The following is a 17622-nucleotide window of genomic DNA, read 5'->3' on the forward strand; positions in this document are numbered from 1 at the left end:
AAAGTTTTGGAAACAAAAAAGCCTTACTTTTCAGTAAGGCTTTTAGCGGAATGGACGGGACTCGAACCCGCGACCCCATGCGTGACAGGCATGTATTCTAACCAGCTGAACTACCACTCCTCCGTTTGAGTGTGCAAATATACAAACCATTTTATTTTACGCAAATTGTTTTTTCAAAAAACTGGGCTATTTGAAAAATTGGGCACTTTTTTGATTTGTTTGTCTTTTTTTATGTGTCTTAATTTGTTGATATTCAACGTTAAATAAATATATCGCAATGCGCGGTTTATGAAAATTTAAAAAAAGTTATTTAACATCAAAGCTAAAATATTGGCTTGCGGCATCGCCTTGGGCTGTAATTCCCTGCACAACGCCTATATATTTTCCGGTTTGATCGGATGTATAAAAAGACAGTTGTTGTTTCCCCTGGGCAGGTGTGTTGATATCAGGTGCCCAGTAAAGTTGATTTCTGAAATCGGGCATCCTATTTTTTGCTGCCTGCTCGGTATCATATACAGGCGAATAAAATTCACGCTGTAACTGCAAACCTTCATAATCCAGCACTACAGCCCGCGGGTCTATTTCAACGCCGCCAAGGTCGCCTTTATAGGTTGTAAAGCTCAAGATCCCCTCATATACTGATGGTCCCCAATAATACCGGAAAGGGACGTCCTCGAGTTTGCGCACTTTTAGCGGATCAATGGCCATTACTTTATCAATATCAAAAACAGGGACATCGTCAAGCATTACTAAAGGGTCACCGTCTAAAAATCCGTTGCCATTAAGTACTTTAATATGGTAACGTTTTTGTGATCTGGTAACCCACACCTCTCTTACATACTCCCGCAGTACCTCTTCCATAGTAGTAAAGCGGGTGTAGTTATCTAAAAGATAGGTTTTATAAGGTGTTGCATAAAAGCCGGAGCTATCAACGCCGGGCTCATAAAAGCGCTTAAGTTTGTTAGCCAAATAAACGTTCTGAACCTGCGTAGCAAGACTACTTTCTTCAATGGCTTTTTGCATCCCCCTGGTCAGGTTAAATTTGGGCATGGGATATTTTGAATATTGTTCAGAAAAAGGGCTTAAAATGTCTATGTGATAGCTTGTATCCCGTTCTGAATTGGTTTGGGCTACTATCTCACCGGGGCCATAAAGTTGCCTGGTGTTAAAGATCAACCGTCCTGCCGAATCGCTTCTTGCCGCGTAAAGCTGAACCCTTTTTCCGGGTACACTTAAATAGGCTACTATATCGTTGGCTGCAACGCCGGTTTGGGTATGGGTTACTTTTCCGGTAATTAGGTGTCCGTCATACTCAGGCAAAAAGTTAAATGCTGCTGTTTTATTGCCGAGTACATTGTCCCATTGAAACCTCCGCCAGCCCTGCGAAAGCATAAGGTTATCCAGGGCGGCATCTGCGTCCGCATCCGTATTTTTTAAATAATATTCGGGCGATTCAATATATCCGCGTAAATCCGACTTTAACCACAGATAACTAAAGATCTCGCCAGCTGCATCCGCACTTTGCAAAGAATCGATCTTATAAACCGACATTGACAGGTTAGCCGGCTTTATTTGGCCAGATAAGTCTTTGGCAGCAATAGCCACACTTACTTTTTTACGGTGGCCATATAAGCCTTGATCGGCACTGGCGTCGATGCTGAGGTTTTGTTTAGGGCGTTTAAAATAAAGTCGCTCACATATAGGTTGCCTTGCGCTATTGAAGATGGTTAGGTGTGATACGCCGTCGCCTAATTTAGCTTTATCAAGGCTGAAGCTGGCAGTTCCGTTATTAAATGCAGCTGTAACACCTGCATTAACCAGTTTCCCTGTGTGAGCAAACAGATATAGTTCACGGCCTTCAACGCCTGCCCCGTTTACTGTCACTTCTATTTGCGAGCTGCCGGCATCTTTTACCGACATAACATAGCCTTGGTTATTAACGGCAGGTAACTCTTTGCTAACAGGGGCGCTATTAGCCGATTTGATAATGGCTTTATAAACATTACCCGCCGCCGGCGTAAATGAAAAATTACCGATACCAAATTTTAATGGCTGAAACCTCGCTACCGTGTCGTTTTTCTGATCGACTACAAAACCCCGGTATTCACTTAGCCCGGTACCATCTGAAGCCGTAACCTTAAAAGCAACTTTGCTGTTAAGCCCGGCAACAAGGTTTCCTCCCTCCGGGAAAAATTGAACGTCATAACCAGGGGATTGTGCCTTAGCCTGGGCTTCCGGCGATTTTAAGGGGTTAACTATGGTGACTGTCTTTTCAAAATAATAATCAGGACTGAAGTTTTTCATCCAGCTGGTGTATGCCCGTAATTTATAATTGCCATTGTTTGCCGAAACAGGAACATAAAAGGAGCCACTTCCGAGACCGTTTTTCATTTCTATTTTGGTTTGTATGATGGCGTTTTGCTTTTCATCCAATACATCAACATACACAACTTTACTTAAGCCCAATGGCTTATGGTAAGTGGCGTCGACATTGTAGATCTTAAACCATAAGATTTCGCCGGTTATGTATGCGCTCTTGTCGGTATGCACAAATATTTTTTCCTGCACGGTAGTTTGCCAGTACTTATTAAAGCTGTCGGTAATTTGATTTGCAGTTTGTGCAAGGCTGTTTAATGATAACAGTAACATGCCTAAAAGCAAGGGCGCAGTAATAACTTTTTTGGTTTCTTTCATAGCCTAAATCTTGTTGATCTATTTTAGTGGCATTATTATAAAATCTTATTTATCTATCTTTCCAAAACGAAGGTGCCTTAACAACTCCCCTAATGGTACAATCCACGCAAGGCACTGTTGAAGATGTGTAACCAACGAGATTGCCTCCTATCAAAATAGGGTCTACCGGTATTGCGCCTCCAAAAATAATGTTGCTGTTAACCGTATTGGACATCGTGTGCGGATCAACAAAGTAGTTTGAATCAATAGGTCCGCAATCGTAAGGATATTTTGCTGTCCAGTCCCATGGCAAATCAAGATTGTCAATAAATACTCGTTTAACCTGTATGTTGGTTACGCTTACATAGCCAATAACAGGCTCTTTTGGATCTTTAAGGTTATGGATATTGCCGGTTAACTGCGATGGCTGGGCGTCAAATATGCTTCCTAACTGTTCGGTGTTTTTCTTTAGGTTTTCCCAAAACTGATAAGCTTCTTTGGTTAAGGCATATTGCTTCAATAAAATGGTATACCGTTTTTCAATTTTTTCCGATGTGGCGTCAATTGTGGTAACTGGCGCCTGGAATATAACATCCTGCGAAAGTTTTATTGATGAGCTTAAAACAATTGAAGTCGACCTATCACCTGCAAAACAATAATAGTTAAGCTGTGCCGGTGTCCTGAATACGATCTTGTGAATACTGTTATCAACGATATAGGTAGATAGGTATTTGGAATGAAACCGCCATGTCTCGTCAAAGCTCCACCGATAGTATCGGGTGTTATTAGTAGCATCATGTGTGTTTACATAGATATTTACCTGATTGTTTTTTATATTAAAGCCTATACTATCAATTGGAGGGTTGACTTTTGCCACTACATAATCAGATGCATATTCTGTACTGTTATCAATATTAATATGCAGTCGGTATCTTTTTGATGTATTGAGATTTAACCCAGTTGAAATATAATTGCCATTGCCCGCAGACTGAAGATTATAACTGGCGCCATCTTCGGCTTCAACTGAAACAACGGCATTATCAATAATCATCGAATTCACATTGCCGGATATATTTACGGTTTTGCTAAGCCTTATGATCGTTGAATCATTGCCGGTATTTATTACACCTTCAATCACCAGGTAATGGTTAGGGCTACCCACAATGCCCGGATTATATGGTTTTTTACATCCCCATACAAACAGCATTAACAGCGCCGCGTAAAAAATGTATCTTTTAAATCGCTTCATTTTCTCTCAATCCAAAAAGAAGGGGCTTGCACCCGTCCTCTGATCCTGCAATCGGAACATTCAATTGTTGAATAAGTAAAACCAATTATATCCAGCTTTTGGGTTATCTCAAGTAGCGGTATTGCATTTCCGTTAACTATGATATTAAGTACGTCATTTTGCTTTGTTTTGGGGTTAACATAAAGAGCAGAATCGGGAGGCCCACAATCATACGGATATGTCGGTGCCCAATCATGCGGGATGTCCGCGTTATCAATAAACACCCGTTTTGATTGGATATTGGTAGCACTGATGTAGCCAATTACGGGTTCGGCCGGGTCTTTCAGGTTATGAATGTTACCGGTTAATTGCGAAGGCTGGGCATCAAAAATGCTTCCTAATTGCTCTGTGTTTTTCTTTAAGTTTTCCCAAAACTGGTAGGCCTCTTTTGTTAAGGCATATTGCTTCAGCAAAATTGTATAACGTAATTCAATTTTTTCGGAAGTGGATGCTATGGTTGTAAGAGGTTGCTGATATATCACATCCTGCAATAACTTTGCCGATGAGCCTATAACTATTGAGCTGGATTTATCGCCGGCAAAGCAGTAATAACTACTTTCGCTGGGAGGCCGTACAACAACCCCTTTCTTGGTTGGGTCAACCATATACGCAGACTGGTATTTGGAATGAAAACGCCAGGTTTCTTCAAAACTCCAACGGTAATACCTGGTATTGTTTGTGGCATCATGCGTGTTGGCATAAAGCTGCAGGTTATTGTTTTTGATATTGAACCCAAGGCTGTCAATTGGCGGAGTCTTTTTTACTTCAACATAGTCTGAAGCATATTCTTTACTGTCGTTGGTAAGGATATGTAACCTATATTTTTTTGATACATCAAGGCTAAGTCCTGTTATGGCATATATTCCGCTGCCCTGGGGGATAAGTGCATATGTACCTCCGCCGTCGCCTTCAACCGATACCGTGCAATTATCAACCCCGCTTGTTTTGGCATTGCCCGAAATATTGACTGTTTTGCTTAATCGTACTATGGTAGAGTCGCTGCCGTTATTGATCACGCCCTCCACAACCAAATAACTGTTTGGGGCATCTACAACTTTAGGGTTATAAGGCTTTTTGCAGGCAATAAAAACGATGCCTGGTAACAAAAACAACAATAAATATCTTCTTCCTGTAATCATCACTATAGTTAAAACCTTATATTGTAGTTAATAAACGGAATTGGCTTGGCAAAAATGGATAGCTTATAGCCGTTAATAGCCCCGCCCTGTTCGGTAAAGAATGTTGAATATGCGTTTTGCCTGCCCGTTAAGTTGTACACGCCTATGGTAAATGAGTTGTGCGTTAACTGATGTACCTTGTGATTGCCCTCAATATTCATTGAAAAATCCGACCTGAAGTAATCCGGGATGCGGTACTGGTTCCTGTCCGAATAGAATACCCGCTCGGAGCCACCATATTCGTACTTGGCAATAGGCAGGGTTATAGGCCGCCCAGTGCTATAGGTAACATTCAGCGAAACGCTAAACCTGTGTGAAAACCTGTAATTACCAATAAAATTAAAATCGTGTGGTTTATCAAAGTTTGCCGGGTAATAGGCCCCGCCATTGATCAGATCGCCTGCATTGGGATCATTTTGCCTCAGGAATGTGCGCGAGTAGGTATAGCTGATCCAGCCGTTGGCTTTACCGGTAGCCTTTTTTATTAAAAACTCAATGCCGTACGCTTTGCCTTGTGTGCCTATTACATCTGTTTCGATGTGATGGTTTAACACCAGGTTTGCCCCGCTCTTGTAATCAAGATAATCCCTTAATCGTTTGTAATACACCTCAACAGATGTTTCGATGGTGTTTGATTTGAGGTTACGGTAAAGCCCCAGAGATACCTGGTCGCCATATTGAGGTTTAATGTTAGGATCGCTTAATTGCCAAACATCGGTAGGAGATATAGCTGTTGTATTTGATAACAGGTGAATATACTGTCTGAGCGTATTATAGCCACCTTTTATGGACAAATTATCGCCCAACTGGTACCTGGCCGAAAGCCTGATCTCTGGGCCCGAATAGGTTTTGATAAACTTACCGCTCGAGTAATTGGTGCTATCCAAAAGGTTGGTGCTTGTTTTAGGCAGGTTGGGCGCGTAGTTGTAAACCGTTTGCGGCCCCAGGTAATTATAAATGGAGTACCTGATACCTCCGCTAATTGACAGGTCCTCGGTTACGTCAAACTTATCACCAAGATATAAAGCGCTTTCCAGTGCTTGTTGCGCTGCAACAACATCGGGCGCCACCAATGATTGCGCGCCAAGCGGCTGGAAGTTGCCTGGGTGGAGTTTATAGTAAATGGAACTTAAACCAAAGTCGACAGTGTTTTTACGGTTGAGGTAATAAGTAAAGTCGGTTTTAAAATTAGTTTGGTTAATATCAAAGTTTAGCTTGTAAGCATTCACCGGGTTATCGGCACTTGAAATATCATATTGGTACCGGTCAAGCCCGGCCATGATAACACTGAACAGCTTATTGTTAAAATTATGCTTCCATTTAAGGTTGATGTTCCTGTTGCTATAGCTATAAGCGGTATCGCTGTTAAGCTTGAATTTATCTTTACTCAGATAGCTGGTTAAGTACAGGTTGTTTTTATCGTCAATCTGATGGCTTATATCCAGGTTGAGGTCATAAAATGAGGCCGAGCTATGTTTATAGGCATCGGGCAGTAGTTTAAGGAGCCAATCAGAATAAGTGGTACGGCCACCAAATGAGAACGAGGTTTTATCTTTAATAATAGGCCCTTCAACATTAAGCCTGCTGGTGATTAAACCGATACCTGCCGATCCGGTAAATTTCTTTTTATTTCCCTCCCGGTTAGTTACGTCTAACACAGAAGATAGGCGGCCGCCAAACCTTTCGGGGATACTGCTTTTATACAGTTCGATGTCTTTAACGATATCCGGGTTAAATGACGAGAAGAAACCGAAGAAGTGCGAAGGGTTATAGATGGTGGCATCATTCATCAGGATCAGATTCTGATCGGCAGAGCCGCCACGTACGTTAAAGCCTGTTGTAGCTTCACCTACCGATTGAACACCGGGGAGGGTAAGTACTACTCTTAATATATCGGCCTCACCAAATACGGTTGGCACCTGTTTAATGCTTTTAATGTCGAGCCGGTTTACGCCCAATTGTACATTGCGCACGTTAGCTACCTTTTCGGCAGATATTTTTACCTCTTTCAGGCTGGTAACCTGCTCCTGCATTTCAATAACAATTTTACCGTCCGAATACAGGATGATTTGCCTGCGGGTATCGCGCATGCCAATACCTCTTACACTCAACACCTGCCGGCCTTTGGGTAATTTGATGGTGAAGTAACCAAACTGATCGGTAGCTACGCCGGTTTTTGTATTGGTAACATAGATACTGGCCCCGGTTACCGATTCGCCCGATTTTGCTTCCTTTATATATCCCGATAGTGTTGCCGTGCCAGGTTCAATGGTATTGGTTTTGATCCCTATTTCATACAACTTGTTTTCGGTGGTGGCTTCGGGAATCTTTTTATCCTTATCTATATCGGCATTGGCGGGAGATACGCTTATGTTGGCTGCAGTAGCATTGGCAGCTGTAATGCCAAAATAGCCCACGGCAAGGCCGGTTTGTATTTCGCGCCCCTTGGTTAAAAACACCTGTTGCTGTTTAATGGCAAAGCTGAATCCAGTGTTTTTAAAAGCCTGGTTTAATATGGTTTCAATAGGTTTGTCGGTTACCTGCAAGGTTACTTTTAGGCTGTCGAACTGCGTTGCATCGTAAAAAAAATGATAGCCTGATTTTGCTTCCAGTTCTGTTACAAACTGCTCAATGGTAGCTTGCTGAAAGTTTACACTTATTGATTTTACCTGGCCTTGCTGGGCGTAGCTCAGTTTAATTAAAATCAAAAAACAGAAACTTAGAAGGTAAATTTTTTTCATCCGGTTATTTTGTTTTTCTGCCGTATATTTTAAATGTAATGTTGCCACCGCCTATGCTGACGGGCGGGGGGCAATACACTAATTAGTTAAATGATCGTAATAGGAGGCTACGCTGGTTATGGCCTGTTCGAAGTTTTCGCTAAAGTCAATATTGTTTGTTTTAATATATTGCCGCAACTCCTTCTTTTTATCCTTGAAGATGTCCAGTAGTGCACCTTTACTGCCAAAACTTGAATAGTTGGCTCCTTTTTTTACGTAATAGCTTTTTGATTCGCGAAAAAATGACTCTACGTTGTTACTGCCGGCAGCGGTTTGAATGCTTTTTTCTCTTCGTGCAAGGATCTGTGTATTGGCCCCCTTGTACAGCTGATCATAAAAACCGGTAGTGAGAGCGGCCTTCCCCGTCGAGTCGGAATTGATACGTACAAAATGATGGTTAAGCAGCCAAAATTCCGGAACCCATGTGCTTAATAAAGAGATTTTTGTAAAATGATTATATAGCAGCGTTACAACGACGTCCTTGTTGATATCATACATCATGGGGATGTTATTGTACAATGCGCCGTTATAATTTACATTGCCCGAAGAAAAAGTTTTAACGTCAAAAACGTATGCGTTGCCTTTGATTAACGGATCATAAAACTCATACTCCGGGCCGTTATACAGATGTGACTGTTGATCGATGGCAGTGTTGTAATTAGCAATTACATGGCTTAAGCCGGTGCTATCTATTGTTGTTTGCGCACGAACATCGCCATTTGCAAGTAGGCTTGATGTGATAATTAAGACCGCGAGTATAGTTTTAATCATTTAGGCTTTTTATAAAAATGAAATTTACATGACTTTCAATTAATTACCAAATACCCGCTTGCTAATACGTTAAAGCAACTGTATTAATCGTGTTACACTAAGAGGTTTATAATTATTTATTACGGTTGCCGTAAAACGGATGCGACATTTGGCCTTAAATAATTCTTTATGAATAACTTAAATAGGTGTTTGAGGAGTTGCGCCTGGGAGAGCGGGAGTGATTTTTTGCAGCCGTTAATTATTGGAGATTAAGGTTTGGGAATTGAAAAATGTAAACGATCTTATACATTTATGTACATAAATTGTCAGTTATGCTTAAGACCGCAATTCCTGTTCTGGCTTCACTCAATGAGGAAGAGACAATTACGTTTTATACCGAGAAGCTTGGTTTTACTTTTAATGCAAGCTGGGATGGTTATCTCATCATGAACCGTGATAACCTGTTTATCCATTTATGGCCGTGCAGCAACCCGGAGATAGCACAAAACACAGGCTGCTATATTTTTGTAACAGAGGTGGATAAGCTTTATGCCGAATATAAACCACTTGGTATAGTGCACCCCAATGCCGATTTGCAGATCCGCCCCTGGAAAACAAAAGAGTTCAGCATTTTAGATAATAATGGGAATATTATCCATTTTGGCGAGGATATTTCAGATGAAATGTAGCTGCTAATTTTAATTGATCAGCAGCTTGTATCCCCGGCCATGAACGTTAATGATCTCAACGTTGGAGTCATCCTTTAAATATTTACGGATCTTGCTCAGGAACACATCCATACTACGGCCGTTAAAATAATTATCATCATGCCAGATGTTCAGCAGGGCTTCTTCGCGGGTTAGCACTTCGTTTTTATGTACACATAGCAGGCGCAGTAACTCGGCTTCCTTGGTTGAAAGCTTTTGCTGGGCATCGCCAATCGTGATCATCTGGGTGGTATAATCAAATGTATATTTCCCAATTTTGAATGAGGTTTGTTTTTCCTCTTCTTTTTTGCCGGTATTGTCGGTACGTTTTAAAAGAGCATTTATACGCAGCAGCAGTTCTTCAATGCGGAATGGCTTGGTGATATAATCATCGCCACCCAAATTAAAGGCCTGGGTTTTATCCTCTATCATCCCTTTGGCGGTGGCAAAAATGATAGGTACCTGGGCATTGATTTTACGGATATCCTTGCCGAGCGTAAAGCCGTCCTTTTTAGGCATCATTACATCCAGTATCAGCAGGTCATATGTTTGTTTGGTGAAGGCTCGTAAACCTTCTTCGCCGTCTTTACATAAAACCACGTCAAACTTACCTTTTAATTGCAGGTAATCCTGTAGTAACAGGCCCAAATTGGCATCATCCTCAACCAGTAGTATTTTCTTCATATATCTTTAAATCCGGAAGATTTTTTAGTCCGGAAGTCCGAGGTCGGAAAGTCCGTAAGTTCTTTATTTATGTTAAGCAGGAGTCTGAGTTTATCTTACGGACTTTCGGGCAAACCGATTTTCCGACTGCGCTTACGCTACCGCAAACTTCAGCTCAAACTCCGAGCCTTTTTCTTTTTCTGATTTTACGCTTATTGTACCGTTCAGGCGTTTAACTATGGTGTTTACATAGCTTAAACCCAGGCCAAAGCCTTTAACGTTATGCACGTTACCGGTAGGGATACGATAAAACTGTTCAAATATTTTTGATTGCTGATCACGGCTCATGCCTATGCCTTTATCGGCTACCCTGATAACAACCTGTCCGCTTTTAACAAACGTACTTATGGTTATATCTGGCTCCTCATTGCTGTACTTAATGGCGTTATCAACAAGGTTATACAGTACGTTCGAAAAATGCAGTTCATCGGCAATGATGTAGGCATTTTCGGCATCGAGGTGCAAGGTGGTTTTAGCATTACACTTTTGTAGCTTAAGTGCCATGCTGTCAAGTACAACGCTAACCATTTCGTTAACATCAACCGGTTTTTTCTCCAGCTTGAAGTCGTTACGTTCAATACGGGCTATATTTAATACCCGTTCAATATGGCTGCCTAAGCGGGCGTTCTCTTCAAAAATGATATTGGCTAAGCGCGCTACCCGGTTTTTATCTTCGGCAATTTCATTGTCCCTTAAAGCCTCACTGGCTATCATGATGGTTGATACCGGAGTTTTAAATTCGTGGGTCATGTTGTTGATAAAATCGATCTTCATTTCTGAGATCTTTTTCTGCCTTAGTATCGAAAATATGGTATAACCGAAACAAAGGATCAACACCATGGTAAGGCCGCCTGTTGTGGCCATAGTAGCGGTCATGTTGCGCAATATCAATGAGTTTTTTTGCGGAAACGAAAGCCTGATCTTTCCCGGATCATTGATCACCTCTTTGGTGAAAATAGGGGTTTGATAGGTATTGGCCGCAACAAATACCGGCAGTTTTTCGCCCTGGTTATCGCTGGCGTTCGAGAATATCAATGAATCACTGTTGGCAGTTGTAACCTCATAACTAAAAGGTAGATAAATGCCTTTGTTGTGCAGTTCAAAGCGCAGCAATGAATCTATCCAGAAAGGATTGATCCGTTTATTCAGCGGCTCGCCCGATTTGCGGTATTCCTCGGCCAGGTTTTCAATAACAGTGGGTTTAGCCCCTGCGTCGTTGGCTTTTTCAACCGAATCACTCTCAACCAGTTTTTTGATCTGCTGAAATTGTCTTTCCTTTTGTTTACGGGTTTGCTCCTGTACCCACAATGGGTTTATACGCGGCACCGAAATCATCTGCTTGCCAAACTGAGGGTCGACATAAACGTACCTCAGCGTATCGTATTTATGAAGCTTTTTGGGCTGAGTTATCCTGCGGGTTATGCGGGTATGTACAATTTCGGGGGTTAGCTGCTCATGTACTACACCAAATTCGTCGGTATATTCTTCAACATGTACTTTAAAATCAACGGTTCCTTCTGTTTGCAGTAGACCGTTAAGCTCATCATCCATTTTTTTACGCTGGATCATACGCTGTAAACTATCGCGCAGCAAAGCAATTCGCTTTTCGCGGGCAGATGAATGCTTTCTTGCTGCTTTATCACCGATAACTTTTATGGTATTAACACCGGGTTCCTCGTTTTCGGTACTGATGGCGGTTTGCTGTGTTTTAGTTTTCAGGAAGTTGTTGGCATCCTGGCGGGTCACCTTATCAACCACGTTATTCATGGCTTCGCGCACCTGGCGGTCAAACGAGTCGGATTGCATTTGATACGCCTGCCTCAGAAAATAAAATTGCATAGCCATCACGCCCAAAAGCGCGAACCCCATCAACCCAATAATTAATCCTATGCTCCTCTTTTTCATTTGTTAACAAGCAAAATTATCTGAAATAGGTACACAAAAATTGCATTTAACAAAATTTAACAAATGCGATTTAAGTTTAAAACTCTGTTGCTTAATATTTTATTATTTCAATAGCTTTAGGTATGCTTTAAAACGAGGTTTATTAACAAAATGTTCATAAACAACAAAAGGCCCTTGATAAGGGCCTTTTGAAATATCTGTATTGCTTTTATTAGAATGGCAGATCGTCATCATCTGCTGATGAGCTGATATCTGCTGAAGGAGCAGCGTATTGCGGAGCTGCAGACGCGTTATTGGCAGCAGCAAGCGGAGTAACCCTCCATAATTGCAATGAATTGAAATAGCTTTTCTTGCCCATTTTATCTGTCCACGGGCGGCCTTTAAGGTTGAAAGAAACCTCTACATCATCCCCAATTTTAACGTTATCAAGTAAATTGCAACGATCCTGAATAGCTTCAAACTTTAAATATTCCGGGTATTGAGGGTTCTCAATATATTCAAGTATAAGTTCGCGTTTTTTAAGTGAATCGGTTACTTGCTGGGTAGCCGATACTTCATGTACCTTACCTTTAACTTCCATAATTAGTCTTCAAATAATTTAAAAATGTAAAGTTAATAGTAAGAAATTAAAATACGGGCTTTTTAATTCTTAATTTTGCCGAATTAATATGCAAGTTTTCCACACCGAAAGTAAAATCATAATTACATGTAACAAAAGGCTTTCGCCCTACCTGCAAAGGGAGGTTGAAGCTTTAGGCTATGAGCCGGTCCGCGTTTTCCCTACCGGGGTCGAACTAAAAGGAACCGTTACAGATACCATTCCGCTTAACCTGAACCTGCGCTGCGCAAGCCAGGTCCTGTATTCGTTAAAAACGTTTACCGCCCGCGACCCAAAAGAGCTTTACGATGAGCTGGTATCCATTGAATGGGAAAAGCTCATTGATTTTACCGGCTATTTTTCGGTATCATCAAACGTAAATAACGAGCATATCCTTACGCCATTGTTTGCCAATGTTAAGGTAAAGGACGCCATTGTTGACAGGATTAAGTCTGTAAAAGGTATCAGGCCGGATTCGGGCCCGGAGGTTAATAAAGCTGTGGTACACCTGTATTGGCAGGATGATCGTGCCGAAATTTTCCTGGATACATCCGGCGAAACACTGGCCAAGCACAGTTACCGTAAAATACCGGGTAAGGCACCTATGTTGGAGGCTCTGGCAGCATCAACCATCATGGCTACCAAATGGGATATGAAGAGCACTTTCATTAACCCCATGTGTGGTTCGGGTACGCTGGCCATTGAAGCCGCATTGCTGGCTACAGATAAATCACCAGGTTTGTTCAGGATGAACTATGCCTTTATGCACATTTTAGGTTATGACGAAACCGTGTTTTTTGCGGAACGCCGTACTTTAAAAGATAAAGCAAAAAAGGAAACCGGCTTTAAGATCATAGCCTCCGATATTTCGGAAGATGCGGTTGATATTGCCCGAAAAAATGCCAGGACAGCCGGTGTAGAACATTTAATTGATTTTGCCGTTTGTGATTTTGAGGATACCGAGGTGCCTGAGCAACCGGGCATAGTGATGTTTAACCCTGAATACGGCGAGCGTTTGGGTGTGCACACAAAACTGGAGATTACCTATAAGCGTATGGGCGATTTTATGAAAAAGAAATGCCTTGGGTATGATGGTTATGTTTTTACGGGCAATCCCGACCTGGCCAAGAAGATAGGCCTGAAAGCTGCCCGCAAAATTGAATTTTATAATGGTAAGCTTGATTGCCGCCTGTTTGAGTACGAGTTGTACCTGGGCAGCAAACGCGAACCAAAAGAAGAAAATTAAATGAAAAAGATCCTGTTATTTATAACACTTGTTTTATCATCGGTATTAGTTAAGGCACAAACACAATTAGCATTCCCATTTCAGGGCGGCAGCCCTATCATGTCGCGCTTTTTTAAAGATAGTCTTGTGGTATCACCCGAGATCATTAAAAAGAAAGCTACCGGCACGGCTGTGTTTAAATTTACTGCTGATGATAAAGGCACTATTAAAAAGATCATCGTTTACTATGCCGATGACGCTATACTGGTAGTGCCCATTATTGATGCGTTAAAAAAATCAAATCACAAGTGGATCATTCCTGATCATGAAAAACTGCATGATTTTATTTTGCCGTTTGCCATTAACTTTAATGCCCCTGCAAATACCAGTAATGCTACCATGAAGGCCGCCTTTGATTATTACAGTAAACGGAGGCCTATCATATCTTACAATCAGGTTCCGCTGGAAACCGCTACGCTATTACCCACAGTAACTGTTAGCTACGATTTAAGCGAGTAGTATAGAAATAGAAACTAACAAATACTTTGAAGCGATGGGCCCATAGGCTCGTCGCTTTTTTTGTAAAAAAAAACATTTAAAAAAAATATACTTTTAATTAAAACCAGGACTCCGTTTTTTTCGTTAGTATACTTGGAATGTCATAATTGGCATTTACTTTTAATTAAAACCTAAAAAAATCTCTTGCATCCCGGCGGGCGAACTGACATTTTTTTACAAAATCTGAAATCCGGGCTTCAATTATTCTCGTTAGTTATAGTTGAACTAAAAAATATTTGGATGAAAGATATGCTAAATTTTAAGATCAAGGCCATAGCCGCTAACATCAGGCATACCAGGGAAGGACTAAATTATACCCAGGAATACCTTGCGGCCAAGTTAGGTATATCGCAAAATGCCTACAGTAAAATAGAATTAGGTTATACAAAAATAACCGTTGAAAGGCTATTCCAGATAGCTTCAATTTTAGAAGTTGAAGTTGCCGGACTTATAAATACAGAAAAAACAGCTGCGGCCTAAGGTTTTATAAACAATCCTGCTGTTCCATCTTTTGCTTAGTATCTTTGCAAAAGATGGAACACGATAAACTGATTGCCGCAACTGTTGATTTTGTACGCGATACCCTCAAGAATGCCGAAGGCGGCCACGACTGGTGGCACATTCATCGCGTTTGGACAAACGCAAAACTCATCAACCAAACAGAAAAAACTGATCAGCTTGTAGTTGAACTTGCTGCTTTGCTGCATGATATTGCAGACAGCAAGTTTCATAACGGCGATGAAGAGATTGGTCCGCGTACTGCCGGTAATTACCTGCAAAGCATGGATGTTGATGCCGGTATTATTGAACATGTACAGCAGATCATCAGGCATATGTCATTCAAAGCAAGCTTTGATGAAAAATCCTTCCATTCGCCCGAGCTGGAGGTTGTACAAGATGCCGACAGGCTTGACGCCATTGGCGCTATTGGTATTGCCCGTGCCTTTACCTATGGTGGCTTCAAAGGTCGGGAACTGTATAACCCGGAAATTGAGCCAAACCTAAACATGACCAAAGAGGAGTACAAAAATACTACAGCCCCTACCATCAATCATTTTTACGAGAAGTTGCTTTTGCTTAAGGATAAGATGAATACCCCCACGGGGAAAGCGATTGCCGCGCAAAGGCACGCGTTTATGGAAGATTATTTGAAACAGTTTTTTGCAGAATGTGGTTCATAGTTAACGCGAAAGCTTACTTTTGCGCCAAATTTTGATACCCCATGAAGAAACTTATACTTACTATAATACCTGTTTTAATTGCGGGCCTCGCTTTTGGCCAGGACACCGTTAAACGACAGCGCTTTAATTTTCACTTCCAGCAAACTACAATCACCCAGTATAAACCATCATTCCATGCCGATTATACCGGCAATAACAGCTTGCTCACCAGCGAAGAAACGCAAAGTTCTATTACTACTACATTTTTTGGTGGTGCAAGGCTTTGGAAAGGTGCTGAAGCTTATTTTAACCCGGAGCTTTCCGGTGGTTCAGGCCTGAGCAAAACTTTGGGTGCTGCCGGTTTTCCTAACGGTGAAACGTTTCGCGTAGGCGGTGCTGAGCCTAAGATCTATATTGCCCGGTTATATTTTACTCAGAATTTTGAGTGGGGAAAGGAAAAAGATACCATCAGCGATGATGTCAACCAGTTGGCTGGTTTAAAAAGCAAGCGTTATTTTTCGGTCACTGTAGGTAAATTTGGCATGGCCGATTTTTATGACGGCAATGAATTTAGCCATGATCCGCGTACGCAGTTCATGAACTGGAGTTTGATGGATAACGGGGCCTGGGATTACCCGGCCAATACCCGCGGGTATGTTTTAGGCGTGCATACCGAATTAGGTCAGCCAAACTGGACCCTGCGTTTCGCCTTCACCATGTCGACCACTACGGCCAACGGCGCTATTTGGGATCAGAAGATAGGCAAAGCCAATACCCAGACATTAGAATATGAAAGACGATATACGCTTAACGGACAAAAAGGCACTTTCAGGATCCTCGGTTTCCGAAACAACGGTAAAATGGGCGATTATCGCCAGGCTATCGCGCTTAGCCCTACAGCGCCAAACGTTGATACCACACAAGCCTGGGGCAGGCACAAATATGGCTTCGGTATCAGCGCCGACCAATATTTAACTAAAGATTTTGGTGTATTTGCCAAAGTAAGTTACAACGATGGCAAAACCGAAACCTGGTATTTTACCGAAATTGACCGCTCGCTAAGCCTTGGCGGCGTACTTAAAGGTACCTCATGGAGCCGTGGTGATGATGAGCTGGGCCTGGCTTTTGTGGCTAACGGTATCTCAAACGCCCACAGAGATTATCTCGCTGCCGGCGGTTACGGATTTATCATTGGTGATGGTAAGCTAAACTATGGCACCGAGTTTATTGCCGAGCTTGATTATAAGATAAACGCCTATCAAAAGAAATTCTGGATTACTCCAGGTTACCAGTTTTTGCTGAACCCGGCGTATAATAAAGACAGGGGGCCTGTAAACGTGCTTTCGCTAAGGGCTCACATAGAGTTTTAATAGCAGGTTGTTGATGGCATATCCAAACATTATATTTGGATATGCCTAATACCTATACTCAACTATATATTCACTTTGTTTTTGCGGTAAAATACCGCCAGGCTGTTATAAATCAAGAATGGGAAACCAATCTTCACCGTTATATAACAGGGATTGTTCAAAACAATGGCCACAAGCTCATCGCTATAAATTCCGCATCAGATCACCTTCATCTTTTTGTAGGATTAAACCCCAATCAATCCATTTCTGAATTGATACGCCTTGTAAAAGGAGATAGTTCAGAATTTATAAACAAAGAGAGATATACACCACGCAAATTTCAATGGCAGGAAGGATACGGAGCTTTCAGCAATAGTAATTCGCAAATTGATGCTGTGGTAAAGTATATTTTAAATCAGAAGCAGCATCATCTGAAAAGATCGTTCAGGGAAGAGTATTTGGATATTTTGAAAGATTATTCAGTAGATTATGATGAGCGATATGTTTTTAAAGACCTGTTAGAATTAAATTTGCTTTTCCCCGGTTTTGGGTAGCCTCTACGAGGCAAAGGATTTTATTTACGTGTTTTTCTACAAACAGGCAGCCCCTAATGGGGCATTTTTAACTTGATACAATCTATGCCGATTGCTTCGCCTAACCCATTTAGCCATTAGAATTTATTGGAATCAAGTAATAAGTGATAGAAAGAGAGGCGTGTTTAAAGCAAC

Annotated in this window: 15 protein-coding genes and 1 tRNA gene; 7 read left to right on the top strand and 9 right to left on the bottom strand. The window is 41.6% G+C overall.

Translation table 11 applies throughout. The features are described 5' to 3' along the window. Positions 1–46: 46 nt before the first annotated feature. The 6 genes from DEO27_RS28360 to DEO27_RS28385 form a co-directional block, all read right to left on the bottom strand. Positions 47–120: transfer RNA gene (locus tag DEO27_RS28360), tRNA-Asp, on the bottom strand. A 186-nt stretch (positions 121–306) separates the two neighbouring features. After that, positions 307–2694 (bottom strand): hypothetical protein, encoded by a 2388-nt coding sequence (locus tag DEO27_RS28365; protein ID WP_112570951.1) that lies wholly within the window; start codon positions 2692–2694, stop codon positions 307–309. Positions 2695–2743: 49 nt separating this feature from the next. Further along, positions 2744–3922 (bottom strand): DUF4249 domain-containing protein, encoded by a 1179-nt coding sequence (locus DEO27_RS28370; protein ID WP_112570949.1) that lies wholly within the window; start codon positions 3920–3922, stop codon positions 2744–2746. Continuing rightward, the gene (locus DEO27_RS28375; RefSeq protein WP_112570947.1) at positions 3919–5100 is read right to left on the bottom strand and encodes a DUF4249 domain-containing protein; all 1182 of its coding nucleotides are present in this window, start codon (positions 5098–5100) and stop codon (positions 3919–3921) included. The genes DEO27_RS28370 and DEO27_RS28375 overlap by 4 nt, the downstream gene beginning before the upstream one ends. Positions 5101–5108: 8 nt before the next feature. Beyond that, on the bottom strand, positions 5109–7880 hold the full coding sequence (locus tag DEO27_RS28380; protein WP_112571548.1) for a TonB-dependent receptor: 2772 nt from the start codon (positions 7878–7880) through the stop codon (positions 5109–5111). A 78-nt stretch (positions 7881–7958) separates the two neighbouring features. Further along, complete coding sequence (locus DEO27_RS28385) at positions 7959–8690, bottom strand: hypothetical protein (RefSeq protein WP_112570945.1); 732 nt, start codon at positions 8688–8690, stop codon at positions 7959–7961. A 311-nt stretch (positions 8691–9001) separates the two neighbouring features. On the opposite strand from DEO27_RS28385, the gene DEO27_RS28390 reads away from it, so the two are divergent. Next, a complete protein-coding gene (locus tag DEO27_RS28390) occupies positions 9002–9358 on the top strand; it encodes a bleomycin resistance protein (protein ID WP_112570943.1) in 357 nt (118 codons plus the stop codon). Positions 9359–9367: 9 nt separating this feature from the next. On the opposite strand, the gene DEO27_RS28395 is transcribed toward DEO27_RS28390, so the two are convergent. The 3 genes from DEO27_RS28395 to DEO27_RS28405 form a co-directional block, all read right to left on the bottom strand. Beyond that, positions 9368–10060, bottom strand: coding sequence for a response regulator transcription factor (locus tag DEO27_RS28395; protein WP_112570941.1), 693 nt, complete (start codon positions 10058–10060; stop codon positions 9368–9370). Positions 10061–10192: 132 nt separating this feature from the next. Next, positions 10193–12004 (bottom strand): sensor histidine kinase, encoded by a 1812-nt coding sequence (locus DEO27_RS28400; RefSeq protein WP_112570939.1) that lies wholly within the window; start codon positions 12002–12004, stop codon positions 10193–10195. A gap of 211 nt (positions 12005–12215) precedes the next feature. Beyond that, the gene (locus DEO27_RS28405) at positions 12216–12584 is read right to left on the bottom strand and encodes a DUF3127 domain-containing protein (protein WP_112570937.1); all 369 of its coding nucleotides are present in this window, start codon (positions 12582–12584) and stop codon (positions 12216–12218) included. 88 nt (positions 12585–12672) lie between these two features. On the opposite strand from DEO27_RS28405, the gene DEO27_RS28410 reads away from it, so the two are divergent. From DEO27_RS28410 to tnpA, 6 genes are all read left to right on the top strand, one after another. Next, a complete protein-coding gene (locus DEO27_RS28410; protein WP_112570935.1) occupies positions 12673–13848 on the top strand; it encodes a class I SAM-dependent RNA methyltransferase in 1176 nt (391 codons plus the stop codon). After that, positions 13849–14346, top strand: coding sequence for a hypothetical protein (locus DEO27_RS28415; RefSeq protein ID WP_112570933.1), 498 nt, complete (start codon positions 13849–13851; stop codon positions 14344–14346). Positions 14347–14625: 279 nt separating this feature from the next. Beyond that, positions 14626–14865: a helix-turn-helix domain-containing protein gene (locus DEO27_RS28420; RefSeq protein WP_112571546.1), complete on the top strand. Its 240-nt coding sequence runs from the start codon at positions 14626–14628 to the stop codon at positions 14863–14865. 53 nt (positions 14866–14918) lie between these two features. Then, entirely contained in the window at positions 14919–15566 is a 648-nt protein-coding gene (locus tag DEO27_RS28425) for an HD domain-containing protein (protein WP_112570931.1), read from the top strand. Positions 15567–15607: 41 nt separating this feature from the next. Then, a complete protein-coding gene (locus DEO27_RS28430; RefSeq protein ID WP_112570929.1) occupies positions 15608–16915 on the top strand; it encodes a carbohydrate porin in 1308 nt (435 codons plus the stop codon). A gap of 41 nt (positions 16916–16956) precedes the next feature. Then, on the top strand, positions 16957–17448 hold the full coding sequence (tnpA, locus tag DEO27_RS28435; RefSeq protein ID WP_112570927.1) for an IS200/IS605 family transposase: 492 nt from the start codon (positions 16957–16959) through the stop codon (positions 17446–17448). Positions 17449–17622: the final 174 nt, after the last annotated feature.

This window comes from Mucilaginibacter rubeus (assembly GCF_003286415.2).
GTDB classification, from domain to species: Bacteria; Bacteroidota; Bacteroidia; order Sphingobacteriales; family Sphingobacteriaceae; genus Mucilaginibacter; species Mucilaginibacter rubeus_A.

Bases quoted from the DNA above. Each gene is read 5' to 3' on its own strand.
- DEO27_RS28380 (WP_112571548.1), bottom strand. From the start codon at position 7,880: ATGAAAAAAATTTACCTTCTAAGTTTCTGTTTTTTGATTTTAATTAAA.
- DEO27_RS28395 (WP_112570941.1), bottom strand. From the start codon at position 10,060: ATGAAGAAAATACTACTGGTTGAGGATGATGCCAATTTGGGCCTGTTA.
- DEO27_RS28410 (WP_112570935.1), top strand. From the start codon at position 12,673: ATGCAAGTTTTCCACACCGAAAGTAAAATCATAATTACATGTAACAAA.
- DEO27_RS28400 (WP_112570939.1), bottom strand. From the start codon at position 12,004: ATGAAAAAGAGGAGCATAGGATTAATTATTGGGTTGATGGGGTTCGCG.
- DEO27_RS28385 (WP_112570945.1), bottom strand. From the start codon at position 8,690: ATGATTAAAACTATACTCGCGGTCTTAATTATCACATCAAGCCTACTT.
- DEO27_RS28365 (WP_112570951.1), bottom strand. From the start codon at position 2,694: ATGAAAGAAACCAAAAAAGTTATTACTGCGCCCTTGCTTTTAGGCATG.
- tnpA (WP_112570927.1), top strand. From the start codon at position 16,957: ATGCCTAATACCTATACTCAACTATATATTCACTTTGTTTTTGCGGTA.
- DEO27_RS28430 (WP_112570929.1), top strand. From the start codon at position 15,608: ATGAAGAAACTTATACTTACTATAATACCTGTTTTAATTGCGGGCCTC.
- DEO27_RS28425 (WP_112570931.1), top strand. From the start codon at position 14,919: ATGGAACACGATAAACTGATTGCCGCAACTGTTGATTTTGTACGCGAT.
- DEO27_RS28415 (WP_112570933.1), top strand. From the start codon at position 13,849: ATGAAAAAGATCCTGTTATTTATAACACTTGTTTTATCATCGGTATTA.
- DEO27_RS28375 (WP_112570947.1), bottom strand. From the start codon at position 5,100: ATGATTACAGGAAGAAGATATTTATTGTTGTTTTTGTTACCAGGCATC.
- DEO27_RS28390 (WP_112570943.1), top strand. From the start codon at position 9,002: ATGCTTAAGACCGCAATTCCTGTTCTGGCTTCACTCAATGAGGAAGAG.
- DEO27_RS28405 (WP_112570937.1), bottom strand. From the start codon at position 12,584: ATGGAAGTTAAAGGTAAGGTACATGAAGTATCGGCTACCCAGCAAGTA.
- DEO27_RS28420 (WP_112571546.1), top strand. From the start codon at position 14,626: ATGAAAGATATGCTAAATTTTAAGATCAAGGCCATAGCCGCTAACATC.
- DEO27_RS28370 (WP_112570949.1), bottom strand. From the start codon at position 3,922: ATGAAGCGATTTAAAAGATACATTTTTTACGCGGCGCTGTTAATGCTG.